The 20583-nt window shown below is 64.1% G+C and carries 15 protein-coding genes; 8 read left to right on the top strand and 7 right to left on the bottom strand.

Translation table 11 applies throughout. The annotated features are described in order from the left end of the window. Window positions 1-82: 82 nt before the first annotated feature. Entirely contained in the window at window positions 83-1765 is a 1683-nt protein-coding gene (locus FB481_RS13165) for a 2-isopropylmalate synthase (protein ID WP_147176699.1), read from the top strand. 70 nt (window positions 1766-1835) lie between these two features. Here FB481_RS13165 and FB481_RS13160 read toward each other — a convergent pair whose 3' ends face one another. Together FB481_RS13160 and FB481_RS13155 are read right to left on the bottom strand one after the other, a co-directional pair. Continuing rightward, window positions 1836-2759 (bottom strand): LysR family transcriptional regulator, encoded by a 924-nt coding sequence (locus FB481_RS13160; RefSeq protein WP_147176698.1) that lies wholly within the window; start codon window positions 2757-2759, stop codon window positions 1836-1838. 12 nt (window positions 2760-2771) lie between these two features. Next, complete coding sequence (locus tag FB481_RS13155) at window positions 2772-3752, bottom strand: MBL fold metallo-hydrolase (RefSeq protein WP_147176697.1); 981 nt, start codon at window positions 3750-3752, stop codon at window positions 2772-2774. Window positions 3753-3953: 201 nt separating this feature from the next. On the opposite strand from FB481_RS13155, the gene FB481_RS13150 reads away from it, so the two are divergent. Together FB481_RS13150 and FB481_RS13145 are read left to right on the top strand one after the other, a co-directional pair. Continuing rightward, window positions 3954-4922: an ADP-ribosylglycohydrolase family protein gene (locus FB481_RS13150; protein ID WP_167363171.1), complete on the top strand. Its 969-nt coding sequence runs from the start codon at window positions 3954-3956 to the stop codon at window positions 4920-4922. Between the two features lie 310 nt (window positions 4923-5232). Next, window positions 5233-6447 (top strand): aldose 1-epimerase family protein, encoded by a 1215-nt coding sequence (locus tag FB481_RS13145; protein WP_093506222.1) that lies wholly within the window; start codon window positions 5233-5235, stop codon window positions 6445-6447. A gap of 51 nt (window positions 6448-6498) precedes the next feature. Here the strand turns inward: FB481_RS13145 and FB481_RS13140 are convergent, their stop codons facing one another. Beyond that, window positions 6499-7398: a LysR family transcriptional regulator gene (locus FB481_RS13140; protein ID WP_147176696.1), complete on the bottom strand. Its 900-nt coding sequence runs from the start codon at window positions 7396-7398 to the stop codon at window positions 6499-6501. Window positions 7399-7535: 137 nt separating this feature from the next. Here FB481_RS13140 and salA point away from each other — a divergent pair, with 137 nt between their 5' ends. Together salA and FB481_RS13130 are read left to right on the top strand one after the other, a co-directional pair. Further along, a complete protein-coding gene (salA, locus tag FB481_RS13135) occupies window positions 7536-8813 on the top strand; it encodes a salicylate 1-monooxygenase (RefSeq protein WP_147176695.1) in 1278 nt (425 codons plus the stop codon). Window positions 8814-8848: 35 nt separating this feature from the next. Further along, window positions 8849-10207 carry an aromatic acid/H+ symport family MFS transporter gene (locus FB481_RS13130; RefSeq protein WP_147176694.1) on the top strand — a complete coding sequence of 453 codons (1359 nt, stop codon included), beginning with the start codon at window positions 8849-8851 and terminating at the stop codon, window positions 10205-10207. A gap of 92 nt (window positions 10208-10299) precedes the next feature. On the opposite strand, the gene FB481_RS13125 is transcribed toward FB481_RS13130, so the two are convergent. From FB481_RS13125 to yejK, 3 genes are all read right to left on the bottom strand, one after another. After that, window positions 10300-11070 (bottom strand): SDR family NAD(P)-dependent oxidoreductase, encoded by a 771-nt coding sequence (locus FB481_RS13125; RefSeq protein WP_147176693.1) that lies wholly within the window; start codon window positions 11068-11070, stop codon window positions 10300-10302. Between the two features lie 121 nt (window positions 11071-11191). After that, entirely contained in the window at window positions 11192-11515 is a 324-nt protein-coding gene (locus tag FB481_RS13120; RefSeq protein WP_147176692.1) for a glutaredoxin family protein, read from the bottom strand. An 82-nt stretch (window positions 11516-11597) separates the two neighbouring features. Then, window positions 11598-12605: a nucleoid-associated protein YejK gene (gene yejK, locus FB481_RS13115; protein WP_147176691.1), complete on the bottom strand. Its 1008-nt coding sequence runs from the start codon at window positions 12603-12605 to the stop codon at window positions 11598-11600. A gap of 144 nt (window positions 12606-12749) precedes the next feature. On the opposite strand from yejK, the gene FB481_RS13110 reads away from it, so the two are divergent. Further along, the gene (locus tag FB481_RS13110; RefSeq protein ID WP_147176690.1) at window positions 12750-17696 is read left to right on the top strand and encodes a tetratricopeptide repeat protein; all 4947 of its coding nucleotides are present in this window, start codon (window positions 12750-12752) and stop codon (window positions 17694-17696) included. Here the strand turns inward: FB481_RS13110 and yjeH are convergent. Next, the gene (gene yjeH, locus FB481_RS13105) at window positions 17673-18947 is read right to left on the bottom strand and encodes an L-methionine/branched-chain amino acid transporter (RefSeq protein ID WP_147176689.1); all 1275 of its coding nucleotides are present in this window, start codon (window positions 18945-18947) and stop codon (window positions 17673-17675) included. The genes FB481_RS13110 and yjeH overlap by 24 nt on opposite strands. A 156-nt stretch (window positions 18948-19103) precedes the next feature. Here yjeH and FB481_RS13100 point away from each other — a divergent pair, with 156 nt between their 5' ends. Together FB481_RS13100 and FB481_RS13095 are read left to right on the top strand one after the other, a co-directional pair. Then, window positions 19104-19523 (top strand): Lrp/AsnC family transcriptional regulator, encoded by a 420-nt coding sequence (locus FB481_RS13100; RefSeq protein ID WP_147176688.1) that lies wholly within the window; start codon window positions 19104-19106, stop codon window positions 19521-19523. Window positions 19524-19642: 119 nt separating this feature from the next. After that, complete coding sequence (locus FB481_RS13095; protein ID WP_147176687.1) at window positions 19643-20083, top strand: hypothetical protein; 441 nt, start codon at window positions 19643-19645, stop codon at window positions 20081-20083. The last annotated feature ends 500 nt before the right edge of the window (window positions 20084-20583 follow it).

Genomic DNA, 20583 nt, shown 5'->3' with positions numbered 1-20583 from the left:
CCCAGATCCCGGCCTTGAATCAGCCCGCCATGGCGGGCAGGGGAGATCGGTACCGTCCGCTTTCCCGCTCAAGGTTCACTCCATGCTGCGCAATCCGCAAACCAAGTACCGCGCTTTTCCCGTCATTGATCTGCCTAATCGTCGCTGGCCATCGCGCCGTATTACCCAGGCGCCGGTGTGGCTGTCCACCGACCTGCGTGACGGTAACCAGGCGCTGTTCGAGCCGATGAATCGGCAGCGCAAGCTGCAGTTGTTCGGCGAGTTGGTGCGCCTCGGTTTCAAGGAGATCGAAATGGGCTTTCCAGCCGCCTCGCGCACCGATTTCGAAATCATCCGCAACTTGATCGACGAAGGCGGCATTCCCGATGACGTCACGCTCATGGTCATGACCCAGCTGCGCGAGGACCTGATCGACGAAACCGTACGCGCCGTGGCAGGCGCGCGGCGGGTGATCGTGCACCTGTACAACGCCATCGCGCCGGTCTGGCGGCGGGTGGTATTCGGCTTGTCGGTGGACGAAGTGGAGCAGCTGGTGGTGCGCCACGTGCAATTGCTCAAGGAAAAGGTGGCGGCGCACCCCGAGACCGAATGGGTGTTGCAGTACTCCCCGGAAACCTTCTGCATGGCCGAGCTGGAGGTGTCGCTGCGCATGTGCAACGCCGCCATCCGCACCTGGGATGCCGGCCCCGGTCGGTCGATCATCATCAACCTGCCGACCACGGTGGAAGTGGCGACGCCCAATGTGTTCGCCGACCAGATCGAATGGATGCACGAGCGCCTGGAACGCCGTGAGCATGTGGTGCTCTCGGTGCACCCGCACAACGACCGCGGCACCGGCGTGGCCTGCGCCGAGCAGGCGCTGCTGGCTGGCGCCCAGCGGGTGGAAGGCTGCCTGTTCGGCAATGGTGAGCGCAGCGGCAACCTCGATCTGGTCACCCTGGCGCTGAATCTCTATACCCAGGGCGTCGACCCGCATCTGGATTTTTCCGATATCGCTGGCGTGGCGCGCGTCGCCGAAACCTGCACGGGGCTGCCGATCCACCCGCGTCATCCCTATGTTGGCGATCTGGTTTTCACCGCCTTTTCCGGCTCGCACCAGGATGCCATTGCCAAAGGCTTCGCGGCACAGGACCCGAATGGCGTCTGGGAAGTGCCGTACCTGCCGATCGACCCCAAGGATCTGGGGCGGACCTATGACAGCATCGTGCGGGTCAACAGCCAGTCGGGCAAAGGCGGCATCGCCTACCTCTTGCAGCGCGACCATGGCGTGTCGATGCCGCGGCGAATGCAGGTCGAGTTCAGCGCCATCGTGCAGAAGATGGCCGACAGCAGCGAAACGGAGCTGGCCAGCGCCGAGCTCTGGGCCTTGTTCCAACGCCACTATCTGGCCCCGGCACGTGCCGGTGGCGAACTGGCCTATCTTGGCCACCAGTTGTTCGAAGATGAAGCTGGGCAGGGCGTAACGCTGGAGATCATGCTGCCGGACGGGCGCCGGCAGACGCTGCAGGGCATCGGTAACGGCCCCATCGATGCGGCGGTAGCGGCGCTGGGCTTGCCGATTCGCATCGACAGTTACGAGGAGCGCAGCCTGGGTGGTGGCGCTGCCGCCGATGCCCTGGCGCTGGTCGAGGTGGCCTGGCCGGGTGTGGCCGGCTCGCGCTTCGGTGCCGGCAGCCACGCCAGTATCGTCGTTGCCTCGATCCAGGCGTTGCTGGTCGCGGTGTCACGCTTTGATGATGGCCTGGCACTTCTGGCTGCAGATTGAGCGAGAGCGCTCGATAGCCGTTAAGGGCACAGCAGCGCTGACCTCACACAGGGCCAAGGCCTGCGTGAGGTCAGCCCTCGTTTCGCTCCAGCCCACCGGCAACCTGCAGAACCTGCTCGCGCAGCCAGATGCTGGCGGCATCCTCATGGTTGCGCGGGTGCCAGTAGGCGTTGAGCGACAGCGATGGCAGATCGATCGGCGGTTCGAACAGATCCAGCGAGCTGGCGAACTGCTTCAGCAGACGGCGTGGCAGCGTGCACAGCAGATCGGTGCCCGCCACCAGCGCTGGCGCGGTGGCGTAGCTCTGCGTCGACATCAGCACCTGGCGGCTGCTGCCCAGCTTGGCCAGAACCCGATCGACGATGCCGACAAAGGGATCGCCCGCCGATGACACCAGCAGATGCGCTGCGCTGCAGAACGTTTCCAGATCCAGCTCTCGCGCCCCGCGCGGATGACCTTTGCGCTGCGCGCTGACGAAGTGATCGGTGAACAGCTGACGGCCCACCCAGCCTTCGTTGACCGTCTCGCCAATACCAATGAACAGGTCGATTTCACCGTGCTCCATCTGCTGGGAAAGGGTATCGAGATCGGGCTGGACGAAACGCAGACGCGCCAGCGGCGCCTGTTCACGGATGCGGTTGAACAGATCGGCGCCCACCATCAGCGCCGGGTTCTCATGCGAGGCCACCACAAAGATGCGCTGGCTGGTGGCGGGATCGAACACCACAGGCTCCAGCAGGGCGGACATGCCGTTGAGCACCTGCTGCAAGGTCAGGCGCAGGGCCAATGCCCTGGGTGTCGGCAGCACACCGCGCCCGTTGGGCGCCGCGATGAACAGTCGTTCACCGAACACCCGGCGCAGGCGTGTCAGACGGGCAGACATCGCTGGCTGGCTGATGTCCAGGCGCAGAGCCGCGTGGGTGATGTTCTGCTCGTCCAGCAGGGCATCCAGGGTCAGCAGCAGATCCATGTCGATACCCGAGGGCAACTTCATGCAGGCAATCTCCTAGGGCTCTTTGCGATCGACATAGGTCAGGGGAACCCAATCATAGCCGCCGCGGGCATTGCCACGCAGGTGGCCCATGCCGGGGTAGGGCAGGTGGGGCGCGGCGATCAGGGCGCGCTGCTTGGCGAAGGCGGCGAACTGCGCCTTGCGCACGGCGGCGGCCTTGGCCTGGTTCTGGTCGAAGGTGATCGTCACGCCGGGCATGGGAAATTGTACTGCTGCCACGTGAATGAGATCGCCCACGAAGGTCAGGCTCTCGTCGGCGCTGGTCAGCTTGTAGAAGGCCGAGCCCGGCGTATGCCCGGGATGCAGCGTGGCGGTGATACCTGGCAGCACCTCTTCGCTTTGCGAGAAGGTGCGCAGCTTGCCGGCGTCCAGGTAGGGCTGCAGGGTCAGGCGGGCGATGTCGAAATACTTCTGCTCGTAGCCGGTGCGTTTCTGGTTGATTTCATCGAAGAAGAAATCCACGTCGGGTTTGCCGACATACACCGTGGCATTGGGGAACACCCGTTGCCCGTCCCTGACCAGCCCGCCGGAGTGATCCGAGTGGGCATGGGTGAGCAGCACGTCGGTGATGTCTTCAGGCTTGAGGCCCTGGCCGGCCAGGTTCTCGAGCAAACGCCCACCGTTGCCGGGGCCGAACAGCTGGCCGGCGCCCGTATCGACGAGCACCTGGTGGCCTGGCAAGGTTACGAGAAAGCTGTTGATCGAGGTTTCCAGCGGGTTGCGCTGGAAGCTCTTCATCAACAGCCTGTCGATGTCCTCGGGTTTGGCGCCCTTGAGCAGGGCATGCACGTCGATGGGGATGGTCCCGTCGCTCAGCGCCGTCACGTGCACATCGCCAACCCGCATCTTGTAACCGCCAACCTGCTGCTGCACGACGTGCGCGGGTAGGGGATCGGGCTGGGCGTGTGCCAAAGGGAATTGCCACAAGGTGGCCGCGAGTAGAACGGCAGCGAATGCTTTGTTAGGTTTGCGCATGGTGATGTCTCCTGAATGTGAGGCATCAGCGTAGAGGGGCGAGTGGTATCCAGGTAGGTAACTGGGATTGATATCGGGTATCCATGATATGGATGGGTCGCTGGCCTACCGCTTGCAGATGGGTAACCTCTTGAGCAGGTGAGCCTGTTTTATGATGTGCACTCGCGAATATCGGAAAAGCCCGGGAGGTAGTCATTGAGCATTGAGATCAACCTGCAGGACCGCTATGTCGGATGCCTGCTCGGCCTGGCTTGCGGCGATGCTGTCGGCACTACCCTCGAATTCAGCCCTCGCGAGACGCTGAGGCCCATCACGGATATGGTCGGCGGTGGCCCCTTCGCCCTAGCGCCTGGCCAGTGGACAGACGACACCTCGATGGCGCTCTGCCTGGCAGAAAGTCTGCTCTCGAAGAACGGTTTCGATGCCCGGGACCAGATGACGCGGTATCTCAATTGGTGGCATTGGGGTTACTGGAGCGCGACGGGGCAGTGCTTCGATATTGGGACGACAGTCAGGCAGGCGCTGATGGCCTTTGAGGAAAGTGGAGAGCCATTCGCCGGTTCCATTGATCCGCAAGCGGCCGGGAACGGCTCGATCATGCGCTTGGCTCCAGTCATCCTCTTCTACTATCCGGACCTGACCTCAATGGAATGGGCCGCTGAGCAGAGTTCGCGCACAACCCATGGCGCCCCCGAGGCCATCGAATCGTGCCAACTTTTGGCAGAGGTGGTTTCCAAGGCATTGGCAGGGCACAAGAAAGACGATGTGCTTAGCCTTTCTCCCGGGCAGTACTGTGAACCGGCAATCAAAGCCCTTGCTTCGGGCAGCTTCAAGAACAAGTACCGCGACCAGATCAGAGGGACCGGATACTGCATTGCTTCACTCGAAGCCGCACTCTGGTGTTTCTGGTCCACTGACTCGTTCGAGGCAGCAGTGCTGCAAGCCGCCAATCTCGGTGACGATGCCGACACCACCTCGGCGATCGTTGGCCAGATAGCCGGTGCGTTCTATGCGAGGCAGGGTATTCCGGCGCGATGGCTGGAGAAGTTGCACCTGTGCGCTGAGATCGAGGGTATTGCCATCGCGCTGTTCGAATCAGCCCAGCTTCGCACTGGGCAGGGGCGTGTGGATGCCGGCGACTTTGGCACAGCACCATCGCCTACTTCTTGAGGGCTCAGGCTCCAGCTCGAATGCGCTGCAGTACGTTCTGAGCTTCTGGGCGCTTCGAAGTCCAGGCACCTGCCGCACCGCAGCAACCCGCTTGTATCACCAGGCCTTTATCACCGAGCTGTTCCAGCACGCCTAGTTCAGCAGCTGGTTGAACGTCGCCTTGCTGGTGCAGCTGCCCAGGCGATATCGCTAATGTCCTCGATTGCCTTGGGCTCGCTATCAGGCTCGTCGGAGCTAAATCCTTTTTAGCTTGCTGAAACGTTTCATCAAGTTTATAAAAAATGACACAACTCCAAAAAAGGCTGTAGTCATGACCCCACTCAAACTCTTCGTCGCGCTCGGCGCACTGTCCGCTGCCTCCCATGCCATGGCCTGGGATTACGTTTTGCTCGACTCCGACAAGGCTGCCCAGAACTGGCAGATCACCAGCGAGCAACTCGGCGCCAAAACCGACAAACCCTTCAGCGTCACCCTGCGCACCTTGCACGGCGGGCGGCAGGAAGGCGTGAGCATCGTCGATATCGATAACGGCACCATGAAGCTGTCCGTGGTGCCGACACGCGGCATGAACGTCCTGCAGGCTTCGGTCGGCGATGTGCGTATGGGCTGGGATTCCCCGGTCAAGGAAGTGGTCAACCCGGCCTTCATCGAGCTCAATGGCCGCGGTGGCCTGGGCTGGCTGGAAGGCTTCAACGAGCTGGTCACCCGCTGCGGCTACGAATGGGTCGGCCACCCCGGCATGGACAACGGCGAATTACTGACCTTGCACGGCCGGGCTGCCAACATTCCGGCCAGCAAGGTCACACTCCACATCGATGAAAAGCCGCCCTACGCGATCACCCTGCGTGGCGAGCTGAAAGAGCAGGCGTTCAAGAAGGTAGATTTTTCCGTGGCCACCGAACTGGTCACCGAACCGGGCAGCGTGACCTTCGCCCTCAACGACACCCTGACCAACAACGGCGACTATGCGAAGGAATACCAGGCGCTGTACCACAGCAACTTCAGCACGCCGTTCCTTGAGCAGGGCGCGCGGTTCGCCGCGCCGGTGAAGCAGGTGTCGCCGTTCAACGACAAGGCCAAGGGCGACCTGGCCGATTGGCAAACCTATCGCGCGCCCACCAAGGATTACGACGAAACCGTCTACAACGTGGTGCCCTACGCCGATGCCAAGGGCGACACCCTGACCGTGCTGCACAACAAGGCCGGCAGCCTGGGCGTTTCGGTGGGCTTCAACACCCGGACACTGCCCGTGTTCTCGTTGTGGAAAAACACCGACACCCAGGGCCAGGGGTACGTCACCGGGCTGGAACCCGGCACCAGCTTCTCCTACAACCGTCGTTATCAGCGCCCGCTGAACCTGGTCCCGACCATAGCGCCCAAGGAACATAAACAGTTCCAGATCCGCTACAGCCTGCTGGCGGACAAGGCAGCGGTGGACAAGGCCTTGAAGCAGGTGAGCACGATTCAGGATGGGCGCAAGACCGAGGTGCGGCAGACGCCGTTGGTTGACCTGACCAAGGAGTGACGCCGGCTGGCGAATTGCCGGCCGCTCTTGCGCAGGTGCATGCGGCCCGGCTCAGTCGCTGAACAGCTCGAACATCAGTTCACGAAACCACTGGTTGGCGGGCTCCTTGTGAAAGCGTGCATGCCAGAACAGGTTGATGGCGATTTCCGGCAAGGGCACCGGCAATGGCAGGGCTACCAGGCCGAAAGGCACCAGACAGGTCTCGGCGAAGCGTTCTGGCACCGTGGCGACCAGGTCGCTGCGTTGCAGAATGTGCCCCACCGCAACGAAGTGCGGTACTTGCAGACGAATATCGCGCCTGACCCCGGCGCGGCGCAGGTACTGCTCGACCTCGCCGTGGCCGGTACTGGCTGCTGCCACGTGGACATGGCCATGGCTGCAGAACGCTTCGATGCTCATGGCTTGCTGCACCAGCGGGTGATCGCGGCGGCACAGGGCCACATAGCGATGCACGAAGAGCCGACGCTGATAGAAACCACTTTGCAGGTTGGGTTGCAGGCCCACAGCCAGGTCGATGGCGCCACTGGCCAGATCGTCGGACAGTTGTGCGTCACTGCGTACGGTGCTCACCGAGATGCCCGGCGCACGTTGCAGCAGGGTCTCGATCAGCCGCGGCATGAACCAGATTTCGCCGATATCGGTCATCGCCAGAGTGAACGGGCGCTCGCTGCTGGCCGGGTCGAACGCCGCCGTGCGCATCAGCGCCTGGCGTAACAGGGCTATGGCCTGGGCTACCGGCTCGGCCAGGCTCAGCGCATAGGGCGTGGGCTGCATGCCCCGGCCGGTCCGCACGAACAGGTCATCCTGCAGGGCGCAGCGCAGGCGCTTGAGGGCATTGCTCATGGCGGGCTGGGTGAGGCCCAGATGCTCGGCGGCGACCGAGACCTGGCGGTCGAGGAGCAACTGGTGCAGCACCAGCAGGAGATTCAGGTCGAGATCACGCAGGTTCATGCTGGGCCTCTGCCACAGGAAGACCGAAATTATTCACAGTTGTGATAATGGCTATATTCTTCGCTGCATTTATCAATATCGCAACCCGCCGCATGATGAGCCCACTCCAATAACAAGCAGCCCCATGGGTACCCTTCATGCAGAATTCTCCCTCGCGTATCGCCATCGTTGGCGGTGGCATCGCCGGTGTCGCCTTGGCACTGGATCTGTGCCGTCATCCCCATCTTGACGTTCGTCTGTTTGAGTCCGCCGCGGCCTTCGGCGAGGTGGGTGCCGGCGTATCGTTCGGCGCCAATGCCGTACGCGCCATCGACGGTCTGGGGATCGGTGAGCCTTATGGACAGATCGCCGATCAGACTCCCGCGCCTTGGCAGGATGTGTGGTTCGAGTGGCGCCGTGGTGCCGATGCCGGCTATCTGGGTGCCAGTGTGGCGCCGGGGGTAGGGCAGTCCTCCGTGCACCGCGCCGACTTTCTCGACGCCCTGGCCAGCCGCCTGCCACAGGGCATCGCCCGTTTCGGAAAGCGCGCGGTGCAGGTGCAGCAGGCCGAGGACGAGGTCCGGGTGAGTTTTGCTGATGGCAGCTCGCACAGCTGCGACTTGCTGATCGGTGCCGATGGCATCAAATCCTCGATCCGTGACCACGTCCTGACAGGGCTGGGGGCGCCGCTGGCCCAGCCGCGCTACAGCGGCACAACGGCCTATCGCGGCCTGATCGACAGTCAGGTGCTGCGTACGGCCTACCGCGAACGGGGGCTGGATGAACATCTGATCGATGTTCCGCAGATGTACCTGGGCCTTGATGCACACATCCTGACTTTTCCGGTCAAGCAGGGCCGGCTCATCAACGTGGTTGCCTTTATCTCTGATCGCAGCCAGGCCGAGCCACAGTGGCCGGTCGGGCAACCCTGGGTGCGCAATGCCAGCCAGGCGGAGATGCTCCAGGCCTTCGACGGTTGGGGCGATGCCGCACAGGTACTGCTGCAATGCATCGGCGCGCCGACCCTGTGGGCATTGCACGATCTCGCCGAGCTGCCGGGCTATGTGCATGGCAGAGTGGCGCTCGTCGGCGACGCCGCCCACGCGATGTTGCCGCATCAGGGCGCGGGGGCCGGCCAAGGTCTGGAAGATGCCTGGCTACTGGCTCGCCTGCTGGGCGACGCACAACTCGCCGGCGGTGATGTGCAGGCGCTGCTGGCCGCCTACGATGCCGTGCGCCGCCCACGCGCCTGCCAGGTTCAGCGCACCTCCCGCGAAGCCGGCGAACTCTACGAGCTGCGCGACCCAGCCACGGCGGCGGATGAAACCCTGCTGGGCCAGACCCTCGCCGAACGCTTCGCCTGGTTGTGGGAACACGACCTGCAAGGCGATCTGCGCCGGGCCCGGCAGACCATCGGTGCCTTACAGGACGCCTGACTCGCCTGATCACAACAACAAGAAAGAGCCATGCCATGCACAAGACTCCTGTCACTGCCCTGCTGGACGGGGCGCGCTTCAATGCCTTCCATGCCCGCGTGCTGCTGTGGTGCGCGCTGATCATCATTTTCGACGGCTATGACCTGGTCATCTACGGTGTGGTGCTGCCGTCGTTGATGAGCGAGTGGGGCCTCAGCCCCTTGCAGGCCGGCGCCCTGGGCAGTTGTGCGCTGGTCGGAATGATGTTCGGTGCCTTGTTCTTCGGTTCGCTCTCCGACCGTATCGGGCGGCGCAAGACCATCGCCTTCTGCGTGACGCTGTTCAGTGGCGTCACGGCGCTCAATGGCCTGGCCGGCAGCCCCGAGGCGTTCGGCCTGTGCCGATTCATCGCCGGGCTGGGCATCGGCGGGGTGATGCCCAATGTAGTGGCGCTGATGAACGAGTACTCGCCGCGCCGCTCACGCAGCACTCTGGTGGCGCTGATGTTCAGTGGCTACTCGCTGGGCGGCATGCTGTCGGCCGGGCTGGGCATCGTGCTGATTCCGCAATGGGGCTGGCAGTCGGTGTTCTACGTGGCTGCAGTACCGTTGTTGCTGCTGCCGTTGCTGCTGCGCCAGTTGCCCGAGTCCATGACCTATCTGGTACGCAGCGGGCAAACCCGGCGTGCCCGGCAGACCCTGGCGCAGGTGGTGCCAGGCTATCAGCCCACGGCAAACGATGAGCTGGTACTGGAGGGGGGCTGCAAGGCCAGTGTGGCCATCGCCGAGTTGTTCCGCGAGGGCCGAACATTGAGCACGCTGATGTTATGGTTGGCTTTCTTCTGCTGCCTGCTGATGGTCTATGCGTTGAGCGCCTGGCTGCCGAAGCTCATGCATAGTGCCGGCTATGGCCTGAACTCCAGCCTGATGTTCCTGCTGGTGCTCAATGTCGGTGCGATCATCGGGGCCATCGGTGGTGGCTGGCTGGGCGACCGGGTCGGGCTGGGCCGGGTGCTGCTTGGCTTCTTCTGTTGTGGCGCGCTGGCGCTGAGCCTGCTGGCCTTCAAGGCCCCGCTGGCGGTGTTGTACCTGCTGGTGGCGGTGGCAGGGGCCTGCACCATCGGTACGCAGATTCTCGCCAATGCCTGCGCCGTGCAGTACTACCCGGCGCAGGTGCGCTCCACCGGCCTGGGATGGGCAATGGGTATCGGTCGCACGGGGGCGATCATCGGCCCGCTGCTGGGTGGTGCCTTGCAGTCCTCGGGGTTGCCGTTGCAGGCCAGCTTCCTGGCTTTCGCCCTGCCTGGCGTGATCGGCGCTGCGGCGGTGCTGGTATTCCTGCGTCGCGGCCGTGCCATGGGGGAACCGGTGCAGCCTGCAGGAGCGGCTTCAGCCGCGAAGCACATTCCCGGTTGAAGCCGCTTTTACCGGTCCTGCACAGGCCTCAATCTGCTGTCCTGGGCATGTGCGGGGCGGGCGTGTTTTTCTCGCTTTGAGGTGTCAGCCAATCACCAAACAATCGGCCGGTTATCCCAGGCCCAGAAACTCCCGCTGTTATCCGGCCCGTGGGCGCCTATCACTTCCAGAATGCGATCCGCTGAAAACGCCGGTTCAAACAGCTGGCCCTCCGGCACGTTGGCCTGGAAGGGTTGGGACAGCTCCGTGTCCGTCGTGCCGGGGTGGATTGCCAGGATGGTGGCGGCGGGGTTCAGGCGTTTCAGTTCGATGCTGGCCGTGTGCAGCAGTTGGTTGAGCGCTGCTTTGCTGGCGCGATAGCTGTACCAGCCTCCCAGGCGGTTATCGCCGATGGAGCCAACGCGTGCGGAGAGGGCGGCGAAGGTCGCGGGTTGCTTGCGCAGCAGGGGGAGCAGGTGTTTGAGCAGCAGGATCGGCGCAAAGGCGTTGGTCGCGAAGGTTGCCTGCAGGCTTGCCAGGGTCAGCTGTGACAGAGCCTTTTCGGCTTTGGCGCCGTCTTGATGGAGGATGCCCAGGGTACTGATGGCCAGGTGCAGGTGATCGCATTCCTCGAGCACTGCCCGCGCCAGGGCTTCGAGGGAGTGCTCGTCGCGGGCGTCGCAGTTGAACCGTCTCAGGCGCTGGCCATGGCGCTCGGCAAGCTTTTCCAGCTCTGCAGAAGTGCTGGCTTGTCGCGCCATGGCCCAGACCTGAGTCACGTCATCGCGTTCGAGCAAAGCCGTGCATAGCGCCAGGCCGATACCTCGGCTGGCGCCGGCTATCAGCACCTGTGCATCGCTGTTCAGTCCGGGTAGCAAACGCATCACTCACCTTGAAAGGCTTGGCCGAGGTGCTTGTTAGGACTACAGGGTAGGGCGTGACGTTCAGGTGAGTGGCGCAGCGCTTCGCGTTACAAGTTCACAGGCTGCTAGGTGCCCGCGCCACTCAATACGCCGCCAGAATCCCCTGCGGGTTATAGCCGTGGATCACCGTGCCGTTGACCTTGAGCACCGGCACGCCGCGCCCGCCCAGGGCGTCATAGGCGCGGCGGGCTTCGGGGGATTTTTCGATGTCCATTTCGGTATAGGCGATACCGCGCTCGCCGAGAAACTCGCGGGTCTGGGCGCAGTAGCCGCACCAGCTGGTGGCGTAGAGGATGACTTCACCATGGCCGGCCACCTGCTGTGGTTTGCCGAATAGCATCGGCTCGAGGCGATCCCAGTGTTGCCAGGCGGCGAGCGCCACGATTATCAGCAAAATCCGTTTCATGAGAGGCGTCTCGGCAGGGTGGCCTGGGGGCTGTTCTCGTTTTACGCTTGGCTGAAACGGGACCAGACCCTGGCGTTATCGCTCAATCCTTGCGGCGTTTCAACTGGTCGGTCAGCTGGGTCGGCAGGTTGCGGATGGTCAGGGTGTCGGACGCTTCGTCATACTCGATCTTGGAGCCCAGCAGGTGGGCCTCGAAGCTGATCGACAGGCCCTCGGCGCGGCCGGTGAAGCGGCGGAACTGGCTCAGGGTGCGTTTATCGGCGGGAATCTCCGGCGACAGGCCGTAATCCTTGTTGCGGATATGGTCGTAGAAGGCCTTTGGGCGCTCCTCGTCGATCAGCCCGGAGAGTTCTTCCAGGGTCATCGGTTCGCCCATCTTGGCCTGGCTGGTGGCGTAGTCGACCAGGGTGTCGGTTTTGGCGCGGGCCTGTTCTTCGGGCAAATCCTCGCTCTCGACGAAGTCGCTGAAGGCCTTGAGCAGGGTGCGGGTTTCGCTGGGTGAATCGACCCCCTCCTGACAGCCAATGAAGTCACGGAAGTACTCCGAGACCTTCTTGCCGTTCTTGCCCTTGATGAACGAGATGTACTGCTTGGACTGCTTGTTGTTGCGCCACTCGCTGATGTTGATGCGCGCCGCCAGGTGCAGTTGGCCGAGGTCCAGGTGCTTGGCCGGGGTAACGTCCAGCGCGTCGTTCACTGCCACGCCTTCGCTGTGGTGCAGCAGGGCGATGGCCAGATAGTCGGTCATGCCTTGCTGGTAGTGGGCGAACAGCACGTGGCCGCCGGTGGACAGGTTGGACTCTTCCATCAGCTTCTGCAGGTGCTCGACGGCCTGGCGGCTGAAGGCGGTGAAATCTTCTCCGTCTTCCAGGTAGGTTTTCAGCCAGCCGCTGAACGGGTAGGCACCGGACTCCTCGTGGAAGAAACCCCAGGCCTTGCCCTGCTTGGCGTTGTAGCTGTCGTTGAGGTCGGCCAGCATGTTCTCGATGGCCTGGGAGGCGCCCAGTTCGGTGTCGCGGGCGTGCAACACGGCAGGGCTGCCGTCGGGCTTCTTGTCGATCAGGTGGACGATGCAGTGGCGGATCGGCATGGGAGGTCCTCGGGACAGCGGGTTGGAGACGGCGGCCAAGTGTACCCGAGCAGGCCGTCACAGGTGCAGCGTGCCAGCCTTGTCGCGAGTAACGGCTCGCAATAGAGTGCTTGCCGACATCCGATGACCAGGGAAGGACGCTCCATGTCCGCTTTCAACCCCAATGCTCAGCTTCCTTCGCCAGCGCTGTTGGCGCAAATCGAGGCGCTGGTCGACCGCGGCCTGCACCTGCAGGCCTATGCCCTGGCCAGCGAGCAGGGCGACCCGCGTTACTGGCAGGGCGCCGAGGCCATGGGCTGCATGGCGCGCCTGGCTGGGCACATTGGCGCGCCACGGCTGGCCGATGCGCTGACCTGGCTGGCGTACCGCCGCTACCCGGAGTCTGCCCCGGCGCGGCTGCGCTTTCTGCGCATGCAGATGGCCCGGCGTGGGCACTACCGGGCCTGGCGCCTGCTGCAGAACTTCGGCGACTGGCTGCCGGCCGATGGGGCACAACGGGCCGAATGGCTGTCGTTCAAGGCCTACCTGTACGCCTCGCTGCGCGACTTCGAAACGGCCCAGGCGCTCTACGAGCAGGCCTGCCAGCACGGTGACGATGACCCGTGGCTCTTGGTCGAGCGCAGCCATGGCCTGGAGCTGGAAGACCGCCGCGAGGAGGCCCTGACCCTGTGCGAACAGGTGCTGGCCCGTCAGCCGGACTTTCGCTCGGCGCTGACCCAGGCGGCCGGCCTGCAGTTGCAGTTGGGGCAGACTGACGCCGCGTTACAGCTGCTGCGTCGCGGCGCCCGGGAGATGGAGAGCACGACGATCTGTGCCCACTTGGTCAACCTGCTGATCGAGCGCGAAGAGCTCGACGAGGCCCGCACCTGGCTCGACCACATGCAGACGCTGCAGTGCATCGAGGAGCGTAGCTCTGCCGACTGGATCGCCGCGCGCCGCTGCGACATCGCCTGCCTGCAGGGTGACTACGCCGCCGGCCGGCAGTTGGCGGAGAAGGCCGGTGGCGGGTTCTACGAGAAGATCCAGGCGCACCTGGCCAGCCCCAGCGGGCGCCGGGTGCTGTTGCCCGTGCCTTTCGTGCGCCAGCACCACATGACCTGCGTGCCGGCAACGCTGACGGCGATTTCCGATTACTGGGGCAAGCGCGTCGAGCACCTCGAGGTCGCCGAGGAGATCTGTTACGACGGCACCACGCACCAGGCCGAGCGCGCCTGGGCCGAGCGTAACGGCTACCTCGCCGTGGAGTTTACCGCGGACTGGGCTAGTAGTCGGGCGCTGATCGACCGCGGCATACCCTTCACCCTGACCCTGCAATACACCGGCAGCGGGCACCTGCAAGCGCTGGTCGGCTATGACGAGCCGCGTGGCACCCTGCTGGTGCGTGACCCGGCGCAGCCCCACCATGGCGAGAGCCTGGCCGAGCTGCTGTTCGAGTCGCAGCGCGCCTCCGGGCCGCGCGGCATGCTGCTGTTGCCACCCGACCAGGCTGTGCTGCTGGACGGTCTGAGCCTGCCGGATCGCGAGCTGTGGGATGTCTACTATCGCTTCACCAGTGCCCTGGAAGCACACCAGCGTGACGAGGCGCTGGCGGCTTACCAGGCTCTGCAGGCGCTGAGCCCCGAGCATCGGCTGACCTGGCAGGCGCAGCGTTCGCTGGGCTGGTACGACGGCCAGGAACGCGAAGTGCTGCAGGGCACTGAGGCGCTGCTCGCGCAGTTCCCCGACGATGCCAACCTGATCCTCTCCAAGGCCACCTCACTGGCCCAGCTGCAACCGCGCTGCGTGCAGCTCGAGTGGCTGGGCGGGCATTGCCAGGCGCGCTGGAACGAGCCGACCATCAGCGTGCGTTACGCGGAGTTACTCAGCGAGGATGGCCGTTGCCACGAACAGGTGGCCGGCATTCTGCAGCGCGTGCTGCTGCAGACGCCCACCCAGGCCCGCGCCTGGAACAGCCTGGCCAGCCTGCGCTGGGGCGAGAATCGCCGCGAAGAAGCCTGCGAACTGTATCGCCTGGCGGCCTGCCTGCATGCGTCCCACGAAGGCTACGCGGTGCAGTATTTCCGCGCCCTGCGGGCGCTGGGCAGAACCGCCGAGGGCCTGCAGTTCCTCGAGCGGCGCCAGGCGCGGCTTGGCCGCTTGGCGGCGGCGCCCAGCCTGACCTTGAGCGAAACGCTGGAAGAAATGCAGCGCCCCTACGAGGCGCAGGCGCTGCTGGAGCAGGCACTGGCCTGGCGTCCGGCAGATGGTGAGTTGCTGCTTGGCCTGGCCGAGCACCATGGCCGTAACGGCGATGCCCAGGCCTGCCAGGTACTGCTCGGTCGTGCTGAATCCTTGTGCCGCCGTGCGACATGGCTGCGCGCCGCCGTGCAGGCTGGCATGCGGCGCATGGACGAGCCGCGCCAGACCCTGGCCTGGGCGCGCGAGGCCGCCATGCTCGAGCCGCTGGCAGTAGGGGCGCACCGCCTCTGCGTGACGCTGCTCGAACAAGGGGAGGGCAGCGAGGCCGCCGACGCCTATGTCGAGGCGCTGGCCGCCGAGTATCCGCACCATCTTGGGATCGCCGAGCTGCAGATCGAGCGGGCCAAGCGACGTTCGCTGCCGGCCACCGAGCAGGCTCTGCGACGCCTGCTGGACAATCATCCGGAACACGCCTGGACGCTGCGCGAGCTGGCCGGTTGCCTGGCACGCCAGGGCCGCCGTGCCGAGGCTCTGGATGTGTGCCGGCAGGCCGGCCTGGTCGATGCCCAGAACACCTATTTTCACTCCACCCACGGCTTCGTGCTGCTGCAGGATGGTCAGCGCGAGGCCGCCCGCGACGCTTTCCAGCGGGCTCTGGGCCTGTTCGCTGACAACGAGTACGCCAGCAACATGCTGCTCGATACCTGCGAAAACCATCAGCAGGCCGTCGAAACCCTGGGCGCCATCCATGCCGAGCTGGTCCGCCAGGTGACCTTCGGTGATGGCTGGCTGGCCTACGAGCAACAGGCGCAGCGCTTGCTCGAACCTCAGGCGCTGCTCGAGCAACTGCGTGAAGCGCTCGTTCAGCGCGAGGATCTCTGGCAGCTGTGGGTGGTGGTCGCCCGTCAGCAGGCGCGCATGGAGCAATACGCGGCAGCCGCCGACACCCTGAGCCGTGCCATCGAACGCTTTCCGCTGCTGCCGCGGCTGTCGCTGGAGCTGGCGCGGCTGCACAAGCAGCAGGGCGAGCTGGACGCCTGCTGCCAGGCCCTGCAGGAAAGCTTTCGCATCAACCCGCTGTGGACGCCCACGGTGAGCCTGCACGTCGACTGCCTGCTGGAGCAGGACGGGCGCCTCGACGAGGCCGAGCAGCAGTTGCGCCAGGTGGTGTCGCAGGTACCGGAAGACACCGAGCTGCGTGCCTACCTGGCATACGTGCTGGGGCGCCGCGAGGCGTTCGCCGAGGCCGCCGACCAGACCGAGCGGGTGCTGCGCGCCGAGCCGGGCCACGAGTGGGCGTGGAATCAGCTCAAGTACTATGCCGAGCAACTGCAGAGCGGCGAGCGGCCACTGCAACTGGCCAGGCAACTGGTGGAAAACCGTCCTGGCGATGTCGACGCCTGGCTGGCCCTGGCGGACCTGGAAACCGACCGCGAGGCACGGGAGAACGCCCTGCGCGCAGCGCTGGCTTACAGCCCGCGCAACCGTGCCATCAACGACCGCTTGCTGCAGTTGCTGATGGAAGGCGAGCGCTTCGACGAAGTACGCGAGTTGCTCGCCGCGCCCTGCTGGGGAGGCAAACCGCCGGTGGAAATGGCCCTGTATGGCCCGCGTGCCCTGCGCGCCGAAGGCGACAGCGGCGCCATCGAGGCGCTGCGCGCGCTGCTGGCGCAGCATCCGGACTACTACGATGGCTGGCGGCAACTGGCCGATTGGCATGACGAGGATGCTCACTACCCGGCTTACATCGCCGCGGCCCGTGAGATGGTGCGCCTGGAGCCGCGGCTGGCCATGGCCCATGGCTTCCTTGGCCACGCGCTATTGCTCAACGGCGACAGGGCCGAAGCGTTACCGGCCTTCGAGCAGGCCTGGGCGCTGGATGGGCGCTACCCGTTCGCGGCGCTCAACACCTTCGACCTGCTGTGTGAGCTGCATGGTACGAGTGCGGCTCTGGAACGCCTAGATGCCCTGCTCGAAGCAGGCGATCCGGTCACTGCCTGGCGCCGCGTGCTGCCCATTGCCAGGGGTAACGGCGACAAGGCGCTGCTGCAGCGCGCGCTTAGCGCACTGGCCAGCGACCCGGCGGGCGAGGCCAACTGGGAGCGGGATGTCGCCGACTTCCCTGTGCGCGAACCGGTGCTGCGCCGGGTGCTGGATGCCGGCGTGGTGGCCGGCGAGCTGCACAGCGCGGCGGTGGAAACCTGGCTGGGCTGGCGCACCCACGACATGTTCAGCAACCTGACCCTGTCGGCGGCCTTCAACAAGGCGCTGCGCAACGACTCCAGGCATGCCGCCAAGTGTGCGATGTTCCGGGTGCTGGGCCGGCACCCGCATGCCAACCGGATCCTGCTGGGGTCCACCCTCAAGCGTTGCCGCCAGGCGTTGGCCGAAAGCGCCGACGTGTGGGGCGCGGCCAGCTATGCGCTGATCGAGAGCAAGCGCTATGGCTTGATGTTCGAGACCCTGAGCGACTGGCGCCGGCCCGATACTCAGGCCTGGTGCCTGGGCAACCTGGCGCTGGGCTATCGCATCCGCGGCCTGAATGACGTTGCTGCCGAGGTGTCGTGCCTGGCCCTGGAGCGTGAGCCAAACGACGTCGATTCGATGGTCTGGATGGCGGTCGATGCGGCCCTGGACAACGATCAGGCCGCATTGGAACAGTGGCTGGGACGCCTGGAGGGCGCCTCCTCCCGTGACTTCTATGGCGCGCTGATCAAGCTTGCCCGCTCGGCTGTCGCCAATCAGGACCCGGCCTGGGCCCGTGAGACCCTGCGCCAGGCCGAGGACATGGCCGGCTCGAGGCACCTGGCATTCTGGCGTTTGCGCCAGCGCCTCGGCGTACGCCTGGGCTGGCACGGCGAGTTCCCGCCGGCACGCTGGCGCTGGCAGTTACGGCGCTGGTGGCAGAGCTGAGAGGTTCGTACGCCGCAGCAGTGGCAGGCGATCAAAAATCAGCAAGCCGGCCAGCAGGCCTGTGGCGTACAGCGCATCGAAGCCCAACGTCAGCAGCAGGCCCAGGCACAGCAGTGTGCTGAGCCCGGCCAGCCAACGCCACAGGCCGCGCAGCAACAGCCAGCCGGCTGCCATGCTGAGCAGGTAGATGACGATGAAGTTACCGTTGGCGTAGCGGATAAGTTGGTCGAGCGACAGCGACAGGCTCCAGATCAGCGTGGCGCTCAGGGCGCAACTGAGCACCACCAGCAGCAGCGCCCTGGCCGGTACGCCATTGGCGTTGCGCACCGCCAGCATCCGCGGCAGCTTGCCCTCGTCGGCCAGGCTCCAGATCAGCCGCGAGAAGCCCTGGATATACACGTTCATCGAGGCGAAACAGGCCAGGTAGCCGATGCTCGCGCTGAGCCAGCGGGCCTGGTCGCCGAGCAGCACGTCGAGCATCAGGGGCAGCGAGGCGGCATCGGTGCGCGCGTCGCCGTAGGCATGGAAACTCAGCACCGCCACCGAACAGGCCCAGTACACCAGCCCGGCGAGCAGCACGCCGAGCAGCAAGGCGAGGGGGAAGTCGCGCTGCGGGTTCTTGAATTCCTCGCCCAGGTGGGTGAAGGCCTCGATGCCGACGAAACACCAGAACATCACGCCCAGGGCCACCGGCAGCAGCTGCCAGTTGCCTGCCAGGGGCGGCAGCAGCGGTTGCTTGGCGTGGGGCAGGTCGCCCTTGAACCAGATCAGCGCGATGGTGGCGACGATGGTCAGGGCGATGACGATTTGCACGCCGCCTGAGGTACGGGCCGGGCGCTGGCCGAGCAGCAGAATGATGCCCAGGGTGGCGAGCTGGATGGACAGGACCGCCAGGTCGCTGAGGTTGAACAAGGCGTGCCAGAAGCCGCTGGCGATATTCAGCGCCGCCGGTAGTCCCACCGGAATCACGGCGAGAAACAGCCAGGCGCTGGTGCGCTCCATGGGCGCGCCGAACGCGCGGCCGATCAGATGAGGCGCACCGCCCGCGTGCGGGTAATGGCGGCCGAGCTGGGCGAAGGTGAAGGCCATCGGCAGCACCAGCGCCATCAACAGCAGCCAGGCCCACAGCGAAATCTCGCCAGCAGCCGTGGCGGCCAGCGCGGGAATCACGAAAACCCCGGTGCCGAGCAGTGAGGTGCTCAGCAAACCCACACCCTGCAGCAGCCCCAGTTCCTTGTTCAATCGGCTCATGTTGTATGCTCTCGCTCCTGACGCGGCTCCGGGCAGAGCGTCTGCCGGCCGTATCGCCATGGTAAGGCCGCTTCGCTTGCGCGGCTGCTGGCGAAGCGTCGCCGATCACCGACGAAACGGCGGCAATGGCCGTCATCCTGTTTGCAGAGAGCTTCAGTGGACAAGTTCGATCAACGCATCATCGCCCTGTTGTGCGCCGACGCGCGCCTGACCGTTACCGAGGTGGCCCGCCAGGTCAACCTGTCACGTTCCGCGGTGAGCGAGCGGATACGCCAGCTGGAAGCGTCCGGGGTCATCCAGGGCTATCACGCGCGCATTGCCGAGCCAGCGACGATAGTGGTCAAGGCCTATCTGGAGCTGTTCTACAAGGGCGGACGCTGCGAGCAGTACGTCGAGCGTATGCGCGCCTTCCCGGAAGTGCGCCGCTGCTCGGGCATCAGCGGCGAAACGGACATGCTGATCTATCTGGAAGCGGCTTCCATGGAACGGCTGGCCGAAGTACGCGGCGAAATCGAAAACCTGCCGGGCGTGTTCAAGGTCAAGACCCATATGGTGGTGAAGGATTGGATGATGTGAGGTTGGTGTCTTAGTGTGGGCTTGGCTGGCTTTCGCATGCTGACTAAGATACTGCGCTTCACCGAGTTGCCGCGCGGCCGGCTGCTCTACCAGGAAGTTGGGCGACACAAGGAGTTTCAGTGAAAAAGCTAGCATGCACCGTTTTGTTCATCGCCCTGGCTGGCTGCGCCTCGCAGCACAAGACCGACAGCCAGATCTATCAGGAAGCCAATGCGTTCTACGTGACCCAGCTTCCGGCAGGGCAGAACAGCGTCAGCCTTCCCAGCGTAAAAATCCCATCTCACGGCCTGCTTGCCGATAACCTGGCCATCGCCGCTGGCGGCGACGCCAATGTCACGCCGCTCAGAAATGCACTGTCGGCGGCAAGGGCTGCGGGAGATAAAGGCTTTCTGATTATCGGCAGCCAAAATGGGGCGCTGGATGTTGCCGTGATCAGGAATGCCGTGGACTCGCAGGATCTAAGCGGTATGACGATACTTTATTCTGGTGATCTTGGAAAAAGTGATGCAATCCGCTCGGCTGTCGAGAAGGCCAATGGCGAGTTTCAGTTCATTCGTTAGTTCTAAGCGTGGATTACGTGTCTACGAACCACCAGTCGTTAAGTTATATAACAATTGGTTGTAGAAAAGCGTCATCCACTCTTTACCCTGAAGCGCAGGGTTTCGCTTGTTCTCAGGATGGTTCTATTCGACGAATATATTTATTGAGCGAGCATCGTTCTTCGGTGCGTATTGTAGATTGAGGTATTGAAGTGAAGAAGGTTTTGCTTTTCTCAGTATGCTGCACGTTTCTTTCCGGTTGCACTTGGACAAGTGCATTCGAGACTGCGCCTGGGGAATATACAATTTCGAGCCATGGCAGCATATTTAATTCACGTGAAGAATTGCTCATGAAAATCAATAGAAAGGCCAGAAAGGTATGCGGTGATAAGCCTTATAAGCTGGAGGGAGATCAGAATGCAAACATGATTGTATCCACCAAGACGAATATAGGCGACACACCCACATCGGTTCTTAGTCTGAAGGCCTATTGTAACGAGCCCGTTAAATAGTTGGTTAAG

The sequence above is a fragment of the Pseudomonas sp. AG1028 genome, assembly GCF_007993955.1.
Lineage (GTDB): Bacteria > Pseudomonadota > Gammaproteobacteria > Pseudomonadales > Pseudomonadaceae > Aquipseudomonas > Aquipseudomonas straminea.
This window is presented reverse-complemented; position numbering and strand designations above follow the sequence as displayed.